The following is a 16,490-nucleotide window of genomic DNA, read 5'->3' on the forward strand; positions in this document are numbered from 1 at the left end:
CTGCATATCCGGGATCAGGCGTGCGGCTTGCCGCCAAACAATTCCGGCTTTAGCGCCCGCAACGACAGCGGGCGGTAATCCTCCCGCGCCTTTATGCGTTCCTCAGCCGAGCTGTGCAGATCAACCGGATGCCCCGGCCCTTTGCGCCAGTCCAGCAGCGATCCTGCAAGGCGGTAAATCAGCGGCGCGCCCAAAAGCTCTGGACTGTCTGCTGTCGGATTTGGGTCCGCATCCAACAAGGGCGGGGTGTCATTCAGGCGCAGTCCTGCGTGTCGCGCGCCCGCAGCCATCCACTCAAGCGTGATCGACGTGAGCCCCCGAGTTTCGGCCGACCCGCCAACAACCGAATGTGTGCCGACGAACCATATCTGCTGATAGGGGCGCGCATCCGTGCGTTCGCCTTTGTTCAGGCCGGGATCATCAATGCCCTGTTCGAGATTGTCCCAGAGGCTGGGCCGGTAGAAAATCCGACGTTCGTCCAGAGCCACTGCATGGCGGGCGGATTTCACCATGCTGGACAGTTTGGTGTCATGGAACCGATATTTTCGGTTCCATATCCACGCGATGGGGCCAAGGATGCTGGTGGGGATGCCAAGCGATCCGACCGTGTCCCATACACCCAAAAAATCAATCTTGATCAACTGTGGTTCTGGTTCGGCACTTTCCAACGGATTACTGCCGCGCCAAACGATCTCTTTGGCCGATGTTGCATAGCGCGGCGACAGCGCCCTGCGCTTTTCGATGATGTGCGGTCTGTCGGGGTGGTTTTCCGGGCCGGGCAGACGGTAAATTTCAAAGGCTTCATCAACGCGCGCTGCTGTGGGGTTGTCGATGATGCCAACTTTGCGGATCATTCCGGCAAGCGACCGCGCGGTATATGCTCCGCGCGAAAAGCCAAAGATCAGGATGCCATCACCAGGCTGATAAAGCATTGCAAGCGCGCGGTACGCCTGTTTGATATTTCCGTTCAGCCCCCAACCAAACGCACCGCCACCGACCTTATTCAACAAATTGCCAAAACGGGTCGCCCATTTGCCCCCTGTACCGACGCCCGGCACGTAGACCGGGCGCTGATCCACTGCGGCGGCTGTGGCTTCAAACAGGCGATGCACATGGGTTGGCTGCGCCTGAAAAGCATCGTTCCATGTGCCGTCGCAAAAGATTGCAATCCTTGCCATGTTGTAAATCCTTGTTCACACGCTACCATCTGTTGGCCAAATCAAAAAACAATACCCGCATTTGGCGAAAAGTAAAATTTTGTAGGTGAATGATGTCCGGTTCTTTGCGCCCTTTTGTTGCGATCCTGTGTTTCTTGCTCAGCATTACTTTTGCTGTTTCTCCGTTCTTTGTGGACGGGTTCGCGGGCTTTGATCCCAACCAGTTCCCCGTGCCTCAGGATAATCCACCCGTGCAGCCCGCGGGATACGCTTTTGCCATATGGGGCGTGATTTACGCCTGGTTGATCCTTGGACTGGGCTGGGGAGTTTTGATGGCACGTGGGGACGCGCAATGGCATGACATGCGGGTGCCACTGTCGCTGTCACTGGCCTTTGGCACTGGGTGGCTCGCCGTGGCGGTGATGAGCCCGATCTGGGCCAGCGTGTTGATCTGGCTGATGCTGATCACGGCGCTGATTGCCCTTTTTCTGGCCCCCGTTGCGGATTCGCCATGGGCATCGTGGCCTGTGGGGCTTTATGCTGGCTGGCTCAGTGCGGCGTCCTGCGTGTCTCTTGGATTGCTTGCCGCGGGCTATGGCTGGCTCGATCAAACAACAGCAGCTCTGATTTTTGTGGGTCTCGCCATCGTATTGGGCGGCTTTATCCAGGCGGCATTGGGCCGGCGCGCGCCGACCTATGGCGTTGCGGTGATCTGGGCCCTGGTCGCCGTCGTCGTGGCCAATTGGGACAGTGCGCCCCTTGTCGCCTATGTCGCGGCGGGGGGGGCAGCCGTGCTGTGCCTGCCGACGCTACAGGCGTTTCGCAAGCGCTGATCAACAGCTGCCCGCGTTCAATCCTTGCGCCGACCGGCTGTGTGCTTGCGCAGTTTTGACGGCGGGGCCTTTTTACGGCCCTTATAGGGGTTCGCATCCGATTGGCCACGCATCCACAGCCGGATCGGTGTGCCGGGCATGTCGAAGTCCACCCGCAACCCATTGACCAAATAGCGGCTATAGCTTTCCGGCACCTTGTCAGGATGGCTGCACATCACCACAAACCCTGGGGGCCGCGTCTTGGCCTGAGTCATGTACCGCAGTTTGATGCGTTTGCCCTGTGGGGCGGGCGGCGGATGCGCCTCGACCATGCCAGACAGCCAGCGATTCAGTTGTGCGGTTGTGATCCTGCGGTTCCAGACATCATAGGCGCGCATAATTGCATCTTGCAGGCGATCGAGCCCCCTGCCGGTTTTTGCGCTGACCGTGATCAAGGGGGCTCCCCGCAGTTGCGGCAACAAACGCTCGAAACTCTCTTTGAGGTCTTTGAGCTTGCCCTGACGGTCTTCTTCAACGTCCCATTTGTTCACTGCGATGACCACCGCACGGCCTTCTCGTTCTGCCAGATCTGCGATGCGCAGATCTTGTTGTTCAAAAGGAATTTCGGCGTCCAGCAGCACAACCACAACTTCCGCGAATTTGACCGCGCGCAAACCGTCGCTGACGCTGAGTTTTTCCAGCTTTTCCTGTATCTTGGCCTTTTTGCGCATTCCGGCTGTGTCGAAAATCCGCATCGGCACACCCAGCCAATCGGTGCGCAGGGAAATCGCATCACGGGTGATCCCCGCCTCTGGCCCGGTCAACAAACGGTCTTCACCGACAATCTGGTTGATCAGCGTCGATTTACCCGCGTTCGGGCGGCCCACCACCGCGACCTGCAAGGGTTTGGCATTGGTTGGAATGGGCACAAAGTCTTCGCCCTCTTCGGCCTCTTGCTCGGTCAGATCCACGTCAGTTTCCGGTGCGTCTTCCAAGGCGCGTTCGGCAAATTTGTCGGCCAGGGGCATCAGATGGGTGTAAAGGTCATTAAACCCTTCGCCGTGCTCTGCTGACAGCCGGATGGGTTCGCCCAACCCCAGTGAATAAGCCTCGATCACACCGGCATCCGCAGCGGCACCTTCACCTTTGTTGGCGGCCAAGATTACATGGGCGGATTTCTTGCGCAGGATGTCGGCAAAGACCAGATCGGAAGGCGTCACGCCCGCGCGGGCATCAATCATGAACAGGCAAATGTCGGCCATATCCACCGCGCGTTCGGTCAAGCGGCGCATGCGGCCTTGCAAGCTGTCATCGGTGACCTCTTCCAAACCCGCCGTGTCAATCACCGTGAAACGCAGATCAGCCAGCCGCGCGGCCCCTTCACGCAAGTCGCGCGTGACGCCGGGCTGGTCATCGACCAACGCCAGACGTTTGCCAACAAGGCGGTTAAAAAGCGTGGATTTGCCCACATTCGGGCGGCCCACGATCGCGAGGGTAAAAGACATGTGCAAGGCTCCGGGCCTCAGGTGAGGCAGATCAAGCCCGCGCTCTACCCCATTTCGCGCTTAACGGAAAGCGTGCAATTGGCCCTTTGTCGAAACGACATAAAGCGTGCCGCCTGCCACCACGGGGGCGGTCGTCGCGCCATTTGGAATTTCGGTAACGCCGGTCAGCATCCCGTTGGTTGGATCAAAACTGCGTAACTTGCCATCATTTGAGGCGACAATCACCCGGCCACCGGCAATGATCGGGCCGTAATGGGCGAAAATCTCGGATTGTTTGCGTGGTTTATCTTTGACGAACTTCGGCAAAGGTGTGCCCCAGATCCGGCTGCCATCGCTGGCGTCAAGACGCACAAGTTCGTTCAGATCTGTGATTGCAAACACAGAATCGCCTGCGGGCCAAACCGGGCCAATGGCCCCGTCGCGCGCGGTCCAGATGCGTTTGCCACTGTTGACGTTAAGCGCGGCAAGACGCCCTGATTGATTGCCGACATACACACGGTCGCCAGATACCACCGGTGCACTTGTTACATCAGAAACGGAGCTGAGCGCGCGACCGGGGCGTTTGCCGACCACAGATGTGTTCCAGCGGCCAAGACCGCCCTGGCGGAAAACCCCCTGCACTTCGCCTGATCCAAAGGCAAAAATTGCAAACTGGTCGGTGATCGCCGGTGCCGGTGCGCCCAGTACGTTATTGACTGTGGTGCTGGCACCCATCTGCCATTCGACCCTGCCGTCGGACTTGCGCACCGCCCAGCCGGTATCGTCGCCTGCCGTGAGATAGACCAGATCGCCCCAGACCGTTGGCGTGCCTGAACCGGTGGCGTCAAGGTCTTGTGTCCAGCGGATGCCGCCCGAGGTGACATCAAGCGCTGCCAACACACCATACCCAACCGAGACATAAAGCGTTTCGCCTTCGACCGCCAATCCGCCGCCTGTACCTTGACCCTGCTTGTCGGTGACAGGGGTCAGATCGCGGGTCCAAAGCGGCACGCCGGAGAGCGATGTCGCTGTGACCTGTGCGCCGGAATCAAGCGTAAAGACGCGGCCACCGGCCACGACGGGATCCGCGGTAATACGCAGTTTGCGGCTGTCACCGCCGCCGATATTGGCGGTCCACGCCAATTGTGGTGCGCTGCGCAACGCCGGGTGGGCAACACGGTATTTTGCGGTGCCGATGCTGTGTGTCCAGCTTGCATTGTTGCTGGTGCCGCCAAGCGAAATGGCGCGGGCCGTATTGGTAACTTCACCTTGATCGAGCGGCTCGGTCACTTCAGGGTTTTGCAGAACGGAGCGTACATCTTCGCGCAGACCCGGCAGATAGGTTTCTCTTTCCGCGCAGGCGCTGAGGACCAGAAGTCCGGAAAATAGCCCGCCGATCATGGCCTTAGCTGAAAAGCGTGGTTGGTTTATCATGGCCCTGCTCACTTCTTTTTCATCTGCTCAAATGACGACTGTTGATCTGCGTCAGTTGCCGTTCTCAGCGGGCTGTGCGCCAAACTGTGCAGCGTCATTGCCCAGTTCAGGTTCGCCCCCCAGCGCCACAATCACCTGTCGCGCGCGTTGTTGCAAGTCCGAGGTGGTTTCAGCGTCAGATATGATCGCCTGATATCGCGCAATTGCGGCGTCTGCGTCGCCTTCATCAATGTCGATAAGTGCCAATTGTTCGGTGGCCAGCAAGCGCAATGCATTGCCCGGCTGTGCCATCGCTTCCAACGCCTGCCGCCGGTCGGCAACAGGGGTGCTGCCGCCTTGCAAGGTCAGCGACTTGAACTGCGCAATTTGCCGGTAGATCTCAGGCAGTTCACCGTCCAAAGCCACCGCATTCAGTGTCTCGATTGATGCGGCGGTATCGCCCGCATCAGATTGCTCAGCCGCAGTCATCAGGAGCAACACGGCCGCCGAAGATGGCGCACCGGGTTCAATCGCGGCTAACGCGGTGACGCGGTCGGTGCTGTCGTTGTCCGCAAGAGCGCTCAGCATGGCATCACCCAGCGCTTCTGCCTGTGCGCGGGTCTGTGACTTGCGGTATTCCGACCACGCCGCCCCGCTAACAATCAAGATCACCGCCAGAATGGCGATCCAGCCATAGCGCCGCAAATACCCATAAAACCGGTCGCGGCGCACCTCTTCGTTGACCTCTTCAATAAAACTGTCGGTATTGCTCAACGCACCTGCCCCCGGTCTGGATTTTGCCCCTCATACCGCGCAGAACGTGCCAAGCCAAGTGCTTAGCATCTTCAGGTTTGCAGGGGTGCCCCGATCACGCTTAACCAAGACAATTTCACTGCGATAAAATACTTGCCATCTAAACTGGTCTGTTTAGTTTACATGCGCTAAATAGACCGCAATAAATGCCGCGTTGTGGCGCGGCCGACCTATTAACGCGGAGTTGCTTTATGCGTGTGTTTTCCATTCTGGCTGCAATTGCCGTGACCATTCTTCTGGCCATGTCTATTCTGGCGCGCCCGCAGCTACTGGCATTCTTTGGGGCGGATCCGGTTGAAACCGCAACCCAAGCCACTGAGACTGTTGTTGGTGAACCCAAAACCGAGGCTGCGGAAACGCCGAATCTGGTCAAGGTGATGGTAATGCGCAGCATTGCCAAACAAGTCGGCAGCGCCGTTGTGCTGCGCGGCCAGACTGCCGCGGTACGACAGGTGGATTTGCGCGCTGAAACATCCGCAGTTGTCGTGTCCGAACCCTTGCGAAAAGGCGCACAGATCGCAAAAGGTGACACGATGTGTGTGCTGGACCCCGGTACCCGTGGGGCCGCTCTGGAAGAAGCGCGTGCCCGGCTGAGCGAGGCGCAATCTCGGATCCCGGACGCGCAAGCGCGGGTTGAGGAGGCGCGTGCGCGGCTGGCAGAGGCCGAGATCAATCAAAATGCCGCCGCGCGGTTGAGCGAGGATGGTTTTGCTTCTCAAACTCGGGTCGCTTCGGCGGATGCTGCTGTTGCATCTGCAAAGGCGGCGGTGACTTCCGCCACCTCCGGCCTCGGGGCAGCGCAGTCTGGCATCGAAGCGGCGACAGCCGCCGTAGCTGTTGCCGAAAAGGAGATTGAGCGTCTGACCATCAGAGCGCCGTTCAGCGGGCTGCTGGAAAGTGACACGGCGGAATTAGGCAGCCTGCTGCAACCCGGTGCGCTGTGCGCGACAATCATGCAACTTGATCCGATCAAACTGGTGGGCTTTGTCCCCGAAACTGAAGTGAACCGCGTGAGCATTGGCGCGCCCGCGCAGGCGCGACTGGCGGCGGGCGGCACACAGGTCACTGGGACCGTCACGTTTCTGTCGCGCTCTGCGGATCCGGCCACGCGCACCTTTGGTGTGGAAATTGAAGTACCCAATACCGATCTGGCTATTCGCGACGGTCAGACAGCGGAAATCTCGATCGCCTCTGCCGGGGTCACGGCCCATTTGATCCCGCAATCCGCGTTAACCCTGAATGACGATGGCGCGCTTGGTGTGCGGCTGGTGGATGACGCAGCCTTGGTGTCGTTTGCGCCGCTCCAGATCATGCGCGACACAGTCGATGGCATGTGGGTCACCGGCCTCCCTGCAGAGGCGGATGTGATTGTCGCGGGACAGGAATACGTCACCGCCGGCGTTACGGTGGCACCGACCTGGCGCGAGGTATCCCAATGAACGGCATTGTGGCATGGGCCGCCGGACGTGCGCGGATGGTGCTGGCCTTTATCCTGCTCAGCCTCGTGGTGGGCGGATATTCTTATTCGACGTTGCCCAAAGAGGGCGAACCGGACATTGAAATCCCGGCTTTGTTTGTATCGGTCCCCTTCCCCGGTATTTCGGCCGCAGATTCAGAGACTTTGTTGGTCAAACCGATGGAAACCGAACTGGCCGATCTGGATGGGCTGAAATCCCTGTCCGGCACGGCGGCGGAAAACTATGCCGGCGTGGCGCTGGAGTTTGAGTTTGGCTGGGACAAGACCAAAATCATGGCGGACGTGCGCGATGCGATGTCCACAGCCGAGGCAAACTTTCCCGACGGCGCAGATAAATACTCAATCAACGAGATCAACTTTTCCGAATTCCCGATCATCATCGTCAACCTGACCGGCCCGGTGCCCGAACGCACGATGGCGCGGGTGGCGCGTGACCTGCAGGATGATCTAGAATCGATGGATGCCGTGCTTGAGGCTGGCATCGCGGGCAACCGTGATGAGATGTTGGAGGTTCTGATCGATCCCTTGCGCCTTGAAGCCTATGACGTGACGGCGGGCGAATTGATCAACACCGTGCAAAACAACAACCAGTTGATTGCAGCAGGCGAGATTGAATCCTCGCAAGGCACATTTGCCATCAAAATCCCTTCTTCATTCGACGAGCCGCGTGATGTTTATGCGCTGCCCGTCAAGACCAATGGCGACCGGGTGGTGACCTTGGGCGATCTGGCCGAGATCAATCTGACCTTCGAAGACCGGCTTGGCACCGCGCGATTCAATGGTGAAAAAACGCTCGCCTTGCAGGTGGTAAAGCGCAAGGGTTTCAACCTGATTGATACGGCCACTGCGGTGAAACAGGTTGTTGCGGAAAAAAGTGCCGCGTGGCCAGATGGCTTGCGGGCGGCGGTGACAGTTGGCACGTCAAACGACCAAAGCCGCATTGTCGACAGCATGGTGCAGCAATTGCTGGGCTCGGTGCTTACCGCAATTGCGCTGGTGATGATTGTGGTGCTGGCGGCGCTTGGCATCCGTGCAGCGATTCTGGTTGGTTTTGCGATCCCAACGTCGTTCCTGCTATGTTTTGCCTTCCTCGCGTTGATGGGCATCTCAATCAGTAACATCGTGATGTTCGGTTTGATCCTGGCCGTTGGCATGTTGGTCGACGGGGCCATAGTGGTAGTAGAATATGCCGATGCGCGCCAGCAAGAGGGCGTGGGGCCTATGCACGCCTATGTCCAAGCCGCGCAGCGCATGTTCTGGCCAATCATTTCGTCAACGGCGACGACACTTTGTGCATTCCTGCCGATGCTGTTTTGGCCCGGTGTGCCGGGTCAGTTCATGGGCATGTTACCCGTCACGCTGATCTTTGTTCTGTCGGCATCGCTTGTAGTCGCGCTCATTTACCTGCCGGTATTGGGAGGTGTCACAGGCCGGCTGGAACGCTGGATGGCGGACCGGATGCATGCGATTGCAGGCCTCAGGTGGTATTTGCATCTGCTGTTGTTCCCGCTGGCGATTGCGATGATCATGCTTCCCATGGCATTAATGCAACCCTTCTTTGGGCTGATTTCTGCCCGGTTCGCTGTCATGGACGGGCTGAATGTTATTGGATCGGTGGTTCCGACCTTCGCGGTTGTTTTCTTGTGCATTGTGGTTCTCTGCGCGCTTATCACTATTGGGCTTTCGGGCGCGATGATGGCGCTGCTGGCATTCTTTGGCCTGTTCACCCGTTTGGGACGGGGGGGTCGTTGGATCACCTCGCGACTTTTTCGGAAGGAACCTGACCGCGTTTTCGCGGGCTATCGCCGCAACCGCTTTGGCCGGGTGATCGAAATTATCGCAGGCAACCCCGTGATGCCTTTGGTCGTCGCAGGCGTTGTGTTTGTTTTCGTGGGCACAGTTCTGATCTTCTTTGGCAACAACTCAAAAGGCGTCGAGTTCTTTGTCGAATCCGAACCGGAGCAGGCCATCGTCTATGTGCTGGCGCGCGGCAACCTCAGCCTTGAGGAGAAGGACACGCTGCTGCGAAAGGCCGAAGACATCGTGCTGGCCCATCCGGGCGTTCAAACGGCGTTTTCCTTTGCCGGAGAGGGTGGTCTGGACAGCAACACCGGCGGCGCACAGGCCCCCAAGGACTCCATCGGGCAAATCCAGCTTGAGACGATCCCCTGGGAAGACCGCCCCAATCTGAGCAAGGTGTTGTTCACGGTTCCGCTGATCGGGTATCAGGTTACCCGCCAAACGCAGGACCCTGCTTTTGATGGTGATTTGATCATCGCAGAGCTGACCGAGCAGCTTGAGAATATTCCCGGCATTCGCATTGAAATTCTGGCCCAAGCCCGTGGCCCGGCGTCGGCCAAACCAGTGCATCTGCGTCTCAAATCAGACAGCTTTGTCGATCTGATCACAGCCACAGCAATTGCGCGCGCCGAATTTGACGCCACCCCCGGTCTGACCCTGATCGAAGACACCCGCCCCCTGCCCGGCATCGACTGGAAGATTGATGTGGATGTCGAAAAAGCCGGTCAATATGGCGCGGATGTTCTGACCGTGGGCGCGATGGTGCAACTGGTCACGCGCGGGCTTTTGCTGGACACGATGCGCGTCGACAGCTCGGATGAAGAAATCGACATTCGTGTGCGTTTGCCTGAAAGCGACCGCGTGTTGAGCACGCTTGACACGCTCAAGGTGCGCACTGCCGATGGGCTGATCCCGCTGAGCAATTTCATCACCCGCACGCCGGTTCCGAAACTGGCCGAGATCAACCGTGTCGACCAAAAACGGTATCTGGACATCAAGGCGGGCGTGGGTGTCGGGCTGATGAAGCTTGTCCAGATCAAGACTGTTGATGGCGTCGAGACGCAGGAAACCTTTGCCAGCCTGCGCCCCGCGGCAGGGGACACCGATTTTACCGCCGCTGACGGGGTGGCGTATAAGGTCACGAAACGCACCGAATTGGGACAGGGCGCGGATTTGCAGGCGTTGGCGGATAAAGGAACATTGCGGCTGGTGCCGATCACCGCGAATGAACGGATCGCCGAGATCACCAAATGGCTCGACACCAAGCCGCTGCCTTTTGGTGTCGGGTATGAATGGACGGGAGATCAGGAAGATCAGGAAGAATCGCAGGCTTTTCTCAGCTCTGCCTTTTCGGCAGCGTTGGGGTTGATGTTCATCATTCTGCTGGCGCAATTCAACTCGTTCTATAATGCCGGGCTGGTATTGCTGGCGGTGGTGCTGTCCACCACCGGCGTGCTGATCGGCATGTTGGTGATGGACCAGACATTCTCGATCATCATGACCGGGACCGGGATCGTGGCCCTGGCTGGTATTGTGGTAAACAACAACATCATCCTGATTGACACGTATCAGGAATATGAACGCTATATGCCGCGCATTGAGGCGATCATCAGGACCGCTCAGGCCCGTATCCGACCCGTGCTCCTGACCACGATCACCACAATGGCGGGACTTGCGCCGATGATGTTTGGCCTGTCCCTGAACTTTGCCGAGGGTGGTTATACGATCAATTCACCGACTGCCCTGTGGTGGAAACAACTTGCCACAGCTGTAGTATTTGGCCTTGGCATTGCAACGGTACTGACCCTCATGGTCACACCGTCAATGTTGGCGATCCGGGTTTGGGCAACAACATATATCCGCTGGATTGCACGGTTGCTGGCCAAGCTGTCACTCGGCCGCGCCAGCAAGGCCGCGCGCGATTGGGCGTTGCAGCGTGACGCTCGGCGCTACACCGCTCAAGAGATCATTTGGGACAATGATCAGGTGATCCCACCCGTTCCACAGCCCAAAACCGGCAAGCTGGCTGCGGCGGAATAACACCGATGAACCAAATGTGAGGGGGTGATCCCCTCACATCGTGGCTTTTTGGGGCTAGAGTTGATCTCATCTCGTACCGAAAAGGAATTCGCCGATGTCACCTCGTTTCATCTTTCGCCCGTTTGTCTTTGCCACAGCGCTGAGCGCCCTCATGACCTTTCCTGCCTATGCCGCTGATATGATAACTAAAATCAGTCCCCATTCCGTAACCATCACAATGGACCATCTGGCCGCCGCAGTCGAAGGTGCCGGGGCCACGGTGTTTGCCCGTGTCGATCACGCCGCAGGAGCGGCAAAGGTGGACATGGAATTACGCCCTACGGAATTGCTGATTTTTGGCAATCCCAAGCTGGGGACGCCTGCGATGCTTGATGGTCAAACCGCTGGTCTGGACCTGCCGTTGCGCGTGCTGGTCTTTGCAGATGCAGAAGGCGTGGTGCAGGTCACCTATCATGATCCGGCTGATCTGGCTGAAACGCACGGGTTGCCCGCAGATGCGCAGTATCTCGCGATGATGACAGGGGCACTAGACAAGCTGACATCAAAGGCGATCGCAGAGGAATAGGGCATTTGGGTGGGCCGCCTGTGCCCACCTCACGCCAAGCCCGACGCGGCAATCAATGCCACCACAATGCCGTGTTACGCCGCACCTTCTTCGGCCTGTTGACGGGTCCACAATTGGGCATAGCGGCCGTCGCGCGCCAAAAGATCCTCATGGGTGCCCTGTTCGACGATCTCGCCCTTTTCCAGCACGACGATGCTGTCCGCGTCCGAAATCGTGCTGAGCCGGTGGGCGATGGTCAGCACCGTGCGCCCCTGCCCCGCCCGGTGTAGCGCGTCCTGAATCTCGTGCTCTGTCTCACTGTCCAGCGCACTTGTCGCCTCGTCCAGCAGCAGGATCGGCGGATCCTTGAGCAAGGTACGCGCAATGCCCACACGTTGCTTTTCACCACCCGACAGCTTCAGCCCCCGTTCGCCCACCGTAGTGTCATAGCCATCTGGCAGGCTCAGGATGAAATCATGGATTTGCGCATCCCGCGCGGCCTGTTCGACATCGGCCTGACTTGCCCCCTCGCGTCCATAAGCGATGTTGTAGCCGATGGTGTCGTTGAAAAGCACCGTGTCCTGCGGCACCACGCCGATGGCCTGATGCAGGCTCAGCTGAGTGATGTCGCGCACGTCCTGACCGTCGATCTTGAGCGCACCGCCCTGCACGTCATAAAACCGGAAAAGCAGCCGGCCAATGGTGGATTTGCCCGACCCGGTTGAACCGACAATCGCAACCGTCTGACCCGGCTTTGCCTCGAGTGTCACGCCGCGCAGGATGGTGCGGTCTGCATCATAGCCAAAGGTGACGTTTTCAAGTGTGACCCGCCCACCGGTGACATCCAGATCGGGTGCGTCGGGTTTATCGGCAATTTCGGCAGGCTGGTCGAGCAGTCCGAACATCTGGCCCATGTCGACCAATGCCTGACGGATTTCGCGGTAAACGGTGCCCAGAAAGTTCAGCGGCACGGTGATCTGCACCATATAGGCATTCACCATGACAAAATCGCCCACTGTCAGCGTCCCGTTCTGAACGCCGATCGCGGCCATCACCATTACACCCACAAGGCCCGCCGTGATGATCAGCGACTGGCCAAAATTCAGGAATGCCAGAGAATAATTGGTCTTGATTGCGGCGACTTCATAGCCTGCCATGGCCTCGTCATACCGGGACGCTTCGCGGGCTTCGGCACCGAAATACTTCACCGTTTCATAGTTCAGCAGGCTGTCGATGGCCTTTTGATTGGCATCAGTATCCTGATCGTTCATCTGTCGGCGCAGTTTCACGCGCCATTCGGTAACAGCAAAGGTGAACCAGACATAAACGGCGATGGTCACCGCCACGACAGCCAGATACCAAACGTCAAAAAAGATCGTCAGAATGACACCGATCATCAACAGTTCAAGGATCAGCGGCCCAATTGAAAAAAGCAGAAACCGCAGCAGAAAGTCGACGCCTTTGACCCCCCGTTCAATGATGCGGGACAGCCCCCCGGTTTTGCGGGTGATGTGATAGCGCATCGACAGCTTATGAATGTGCTCAAAGGTCTCAAGCGCCAGCATCCGCAGTGCGCGCTGCCCCACGCGGGCAAAGATTGCATCGCGCAACTGCTGAAATCCCACCCCCATCAGACGCGCCATGCCGTAAGCCACCGTCAGGCCCACGGCCCCCAGCGCCAAGATTGGCACGCCCTCGTTTGACAGCGCGTCAACGGCCCCTTTGTAGAAGAACGGGGTGATCACCGTGATCAGTTTTGAAGCAAACAGGGCCACCATTGCCCAGATCACACGGCGTTTCACCCAAGGCATATTGGCAGGCCACAAGTAGGGCGCGACCTTGCGCAGCACCAACATGCCTGACTGACGCTCGGCCTGATCGGCAAGCTCTTCGTCGGTCAACAATGGTTTTTGATCTGCTTTTTGAGATGTGTCCGGGCGGGCAGTGTCAGCGGGCATATAACTTCCAATGTGGTTGGCCCGTTACATAGTCCGCCCATGGCTGACTTGCCAGCCGTGACAGGATTTTTCATAAAATTCGAAAGGTTTTCTAATCAAGATTCAGGCGTGCGCAATCAATCCGGCAGATCAAAAATCTGCCCGGGATAGATCAGGTCCGGATCGCGAATATCGCTCTTGTTCGCTTCAAAGACCCGCACGTACAGGCGGCCATCGCCGTACCGGTCGCGCGCAATTGCCCAAAGGGTTGCCCCCGTTTGCACCGTGATCGCCTTGATCGGGCTCTCCTGCCCGGCGGTTGCTTGCGCCAAAATTGCAGCAGATTCTCGTTTGAAAGGTGTCTCAACCCGGCTGGTGACGCTGCCATCTGCCCCAACTTCGTCGACGCGCAGGGTGTATATGCCTTCGTCCACATTCGGGACATTGCCCCGCCAGCGGCCCTGTTCGTCAACCGGAAGGTCAATCACGGCGTCGTTGTCGAGGTAGACGCGCACGGTCTGTGTCTCGGGCTGCGCGCGACCGGCCAATTGCACGTCGCCGGCGTCGGAATAGCTGATGGTATCCAGCGCGACACTTGCCATCAATTCAGGTGCTGCGGGATTAAGAAGTTCAACACCCTCTGCCGTGGATTTCAATACAGCAACGTCGGGTGTACCAGCCGCGGTGGCTTGCACCGCCTCGGTGGCGGGTGCGGTGATTTGCTCGGGAATTGCTTCCGATGGGGCGGTTTTCGCTGTTTCTGGCTGAACTGTGGTGATCTCAGCTGTGACGGCAGACGGCGCATTTGTGTCTGGGTCCACGGTTAAGGGTTCGGCCTGTGGTGTTTCGCTGAGTATCTCAGGCGCGACTTCAGCCACGGCAACAGGACTTGTGGTCGGGGCAAGGATAATTTCGTCAAGCGAGGCTATCTCTACGCCGTCCACGCTCTGTGACAGGGACAACACATGCCCTTCCCCATCTGGCGCGACGATCACCAGGGTCGCGAATTTCCCGGACCCGTCTGCGATCGCAACACCAATAACCTCTCCGTCACGCAGAACCTGTACTATTGCATCAGGGGCCGCACGGCCCGCCACAACGGTCATGCCATCTGGTTCGCGGCGCACCTCATCAAATGCGGGTGGTGCAATTTGAGGTGGTTCAGCATTGTCGGTGGTCACCTCAGGTTCAGCGAGCGCGTTGTCGGTTGCCACGACACTCCCGGTCTTTGGTGCGGCATCCTCGACTTTGGCTGTGTCGGCTGGCGGCTCGGCGGGGGCCTCGCCCTCAGGCTGCACCAAGGCGGTGGATGTCGTCACGTCGACAGGATCATCTTTGGTGCCGAACCAGACGGCAACGGCCAGCACCGCGATTGCGGCCACACCGATCCCTACCGCGCCGGATATGCCACCCAGACCAGCCTGAATTTTGTTCATATCAATTTGTCCCTTTGACCTGACAGCTGGCCATCCCAACGGTTGAGACCTTGTATCAAGCAGGTTAACACGGGTCAAAACACAGCGCGTCACTTTTGTTTTTTTCCTGAACTTCGAACCCGCAAGGATGGCCTTACGATGATCCAAAAATCTGTCTGCGTTTTTTGTGGCTCACGGCCCGGCAATGACCCAAAATTCACCGATGATGCGGAGACACTTGGTGCGGGGCTGGCCGCAAAGGGCCTGCGGCTGGTTTACGGTGCGGGCGATGTGGGGCTGATGGGGTCAGTGGCGCGGGCGGCGCAGTCGGCTGGTGGCGAAACCTTTGGTGTCATTCCTCAGCACCTCGTGGATTGGGAGGTCGGCAAGACAGATTTGACGACCTACGTCGTGACCGAAACCATGCATGAGCGTAAGAAAGTCATGTTCATGAACTGCGATGCAGTGGTGGTTCTGCCCGGCGGTGCGGGGTCACTTGACGAACTTTTTGAAGTCCTGACATGGCGGCAATTGGGCCTACATGAGAAGCCTGTTTATCTTGTAAATACAAAAGGCTATTGGGATCTTTTAATGTCTTTGTTGAACCACGTTGTAACCTGTGGATTCGCAAATGAGACTCTGTTGGATTACATAACGATACTGCCTGACGTTGACACTGCATTAAAGGCTTTGGATCAGACTTTGGCTTGAAGGGTTTTACGGCCAGCGGGCTATGGCAAGCCTGATCGACCCGCCGGATTTCGTCACGGCCAAATCAGTCCTACGCGCAGAACCGGACCATTCTCACGCGCATTTTTGCGCTCCTGAGACAGACAAAACAGTCTTCGCGCCCGTCACTGGCCGCGCATTCTACTGTGCACGACCTAGCAAAATACTTGGCTAAAGCGGTGCGTGGATTTGGCCCAAAATCGCCGTTGGCTGCAGAAAACAAAGCGCCTTAGCTGCGTGCGCGTTTGTGATAGGATTGTCACAGGGCGACGCGCCCGAACCATGACCTACGCTGAATTCACCATCGCTCGCGCGCATCCAAACTCCCGAACGATCAGCTTAAGGTTGACTACTTTCCAGCCAATTCGTTCTTTACGATTTTTTCAATTTCTGGGATCGGGTGATTGGTTAATGTTTTGGGCACCTCACCAACCACTTTATCGGCCACTTCTTTGTGCAATTCATTGCGCAATTCGCCCAATGTCTGCGGCGGTGCAACGATGACGATTTTTTCAAACGCGCCTTTGTGCGCTTGGGTGAACAGGATATCCGCCAAGTCTTTGGCGAACCGTTCTTTGGCCAGTTGGTGCCAATCTGTGTCTGCTACTGCGGAGCGGTGCACAGATGGTCCATCGTTAAAGCGGCCCGGGCGATTGGCAGCTTGTTCTCGGGTTGGGGGATTGTCCTGCTCTTCTTGACGGATGACCTCAAGAAAAGGGTCTTCACCGTCGGTCTGATTTTCCAGAAAAAGGGCCTTTTCGCCATCTGCAACGAGAACCCAGGTGCCATTGCTCAATCGGGTCATAAATAGCCTCCGTTATTTTGACGTCTGTCTTAACTTAACGCCGGGAAAGCTTGCACAGTTCCGA

Annotated in this window: 12 protein-coding genes; 5 read left to right on the plus strand and 7 right to left on the minus strand. The window is 57.9% G+C overall.

The features are described from left to right. Positions 1-14: 14 nt before the first annotated feature. Positions 15-1,178 carry a T6SS phospholipase effector Tle1-like catalytic domain-containing protein gene (locus ACEWL3_RS12630; RefSeq protein WP_386182656.1) on the minus strand — a complete coding sequence of 388 codons (1,164 nt, stop codon included), beginning with the start codon at positions 1,176-1,178 and terminating at the stop codon, positions 15-17. A gap of 89 nt (positions 1,179-1,267) precedes the next feature. Here ACEWL3_RS12630 and ACEWL3_RS12635 point away from each other — a divergent pair, with 89 nt between their 5' ends. Further along, the gene (locus ACEWL3_RS12635) at positions 1,268-1,990 is read left to right on the plus strand and encodes a TspO-related membrane protein (protein WP_386182658.1); all 723 of its coding nucleotides are present in this window, start codon (positions 1,268-1,270) and stop codon (positions 1,988-1,990) included. A gap of 17 nt (positions 1,991-2,007) precedes the next feature. On the opposite strand, the gene der is transcribed toward ACEWL3_RS12635, so the two are convergent. From der to ACEWL3_RS12650, 3 genes are read right to left on the minus strand one after another with little or no spacing between them, the layout of a single operon-like run. Beyond that, a complete protein-coding gene (gene der, locus ACEWL3_RS12640; RefSeq protein WP_386182660.1) occupies positions 2,008-3,474 on the minus strand; it encodes a ribosome biogenesis GTPase Der in 1,467 nt (488 codons plus the stop codon). Positions 3,475-3,534: 60 nt separating this feature from the next. Continuing rightward, entirely contained in the window at positions 3,535-4,887 is a 1,353-nt protein-coding gene (locus tag ACEWL3_RS12645; protein WP_386182662.1) for a PQQ-like beta-propeller repeat protein, read from the minus strand. A 51-nt stretch (positions 4,888-4,938) separates the two neighbouring features. Continuing rightward, on the minus strand, positions 4,939-5,640 hold the full coding sequence (locus ACEWL3_RS12650; RefSeq protein WP_386182664.1) for a tetratricopeptide repeat protein: 702 nt from the start codon (positions 5,638-5,640) through the stop codon (positions 4,939-4,941). Positions 5,641-5,870: 230 nt separating this feature from the next. Here ACEWL3_RS12650 and ACEWL3_RS12655 point away from each other — a divergent pair, with 230 nt between their 5' ends. From ACEWL3_RS12655 to ACEWL3_RS12665, 3 genes are all read left to right on the plus strand, one after another. After that, positions 5,871-7,118 (plus strand): efflux RND transporter periplasmic adaptor subunit, encoded by a 1,248-nt coding sequence (locus tag ACEWL3_RS12655; protein WP_386182666.1) that lies wholly within the window; start codon positions 5,871-5,873, stop codon positions 7,116-7,118. Then, positions 7,115-10,996 (plus strand): efflux RND transporter permease subunit, encoded by a 3,882-nt coding sequence (locus tag ACEWL3_RS12660; RefSeq protein ID WP_386182668.1) that lies wholly within the window; start codon positions 7,115-7,117, stop codon positions 10,994-10,996. The genes ACEWL3_RS12655 and ACEWL3_RS12660 overlap by 4 nt, the downstream gene beginning before the upstream one ends. Positions 10,997-11,090: 94 nt before the next feature. Beyond that, positions 11,091-11,561 (plus strand): DUF302 domain-containing protein, encoded by a 471-nt coding sequence (locus tag ACEWL3_RS12665; protein WP_386182670.1) that lies wholly within the window; start codon positions 11,091-11,093, stop codon positions 11,559-11,561. A gap of 74 nt (positions 11,562-11,635) precedes the next feature. Here ACEWL3_RS12665 and ACEWL3_RS12670 read toward each other — a convergent pair whose 3' ends face one another. Continuing rightward, the gene (locus ACEWL3_RS12670) at positions 11,636-13,498 is read right to left on the minus strand and encodes an ABCB family ABC transporter ATP-binding protein/permease (RefSeq protein WP_386182672.1); all 1,863 of its coding nucleotides are present in this window, start codon (positions 13,496-13,498) and stop codon (positions 11,636-11,638) included. 116 nt (positions 13,499-13,614) lie between these two features. Continuing rightward, a complete protein-coding gene (locus ACEWL3_RS12675) occupies positions 13,615-14,913 on the minus strand; it encodes a LysM peptidoglycan-binding domain-containing protein (RefSeq protein ID WP_386182674.1) in 1,299 nt (432 codons plus the stop codon). 138 nt (positions 14,914-15,051) lie between these two features. On the opposite strand from ACEWL3_RS12675, the gene ACEWL3_RS12680 reads away from it, so the two are divergent. Beyond that, positions 15,052-15,603: an LOG family protein gene (locus ACEWL3_RS12680; RefSeq protein ID WP_386182676.1), complete on the plus strand. Its 552-nt coding sequence runs from the start codon at positions 15,052-15,054 to the stop codon at positions 15,601-15,603. A 367-nt stretch (positions 15,604-15,970) separates the two neighbouring features. Here ACEWL3_RS12680 and ACEWL3_RS12685 read toward each other — a convergent pair whose 3' ends face one another. Continuing rightward, positions 15,971-16,426 carry a host attachment family protein gene (locus ACEWL3_RS12685; RefSeq protein WP_386182678.1) on the minus strand — a complete coding sequence of 152 codons (456 nt, stop codon included), beginning with the start codon at positions 16,424-16,426 and terminating at the stop codon, positions 15,971-15,973. Between the last annotated feature and the right edge of the window lie 64 nt (positions 16,427-16,490).

The organism is Sulfitobacter sediminivivens (assembly GCF_042611115.2).
Classification (GTDB): Bacteria; Pseudomonadota; Alphaproteobacteria; order Rhodobacterales; family Rhodobacteraceae; genus Sulfitobacter; species Sulfitobacter sediminivivens.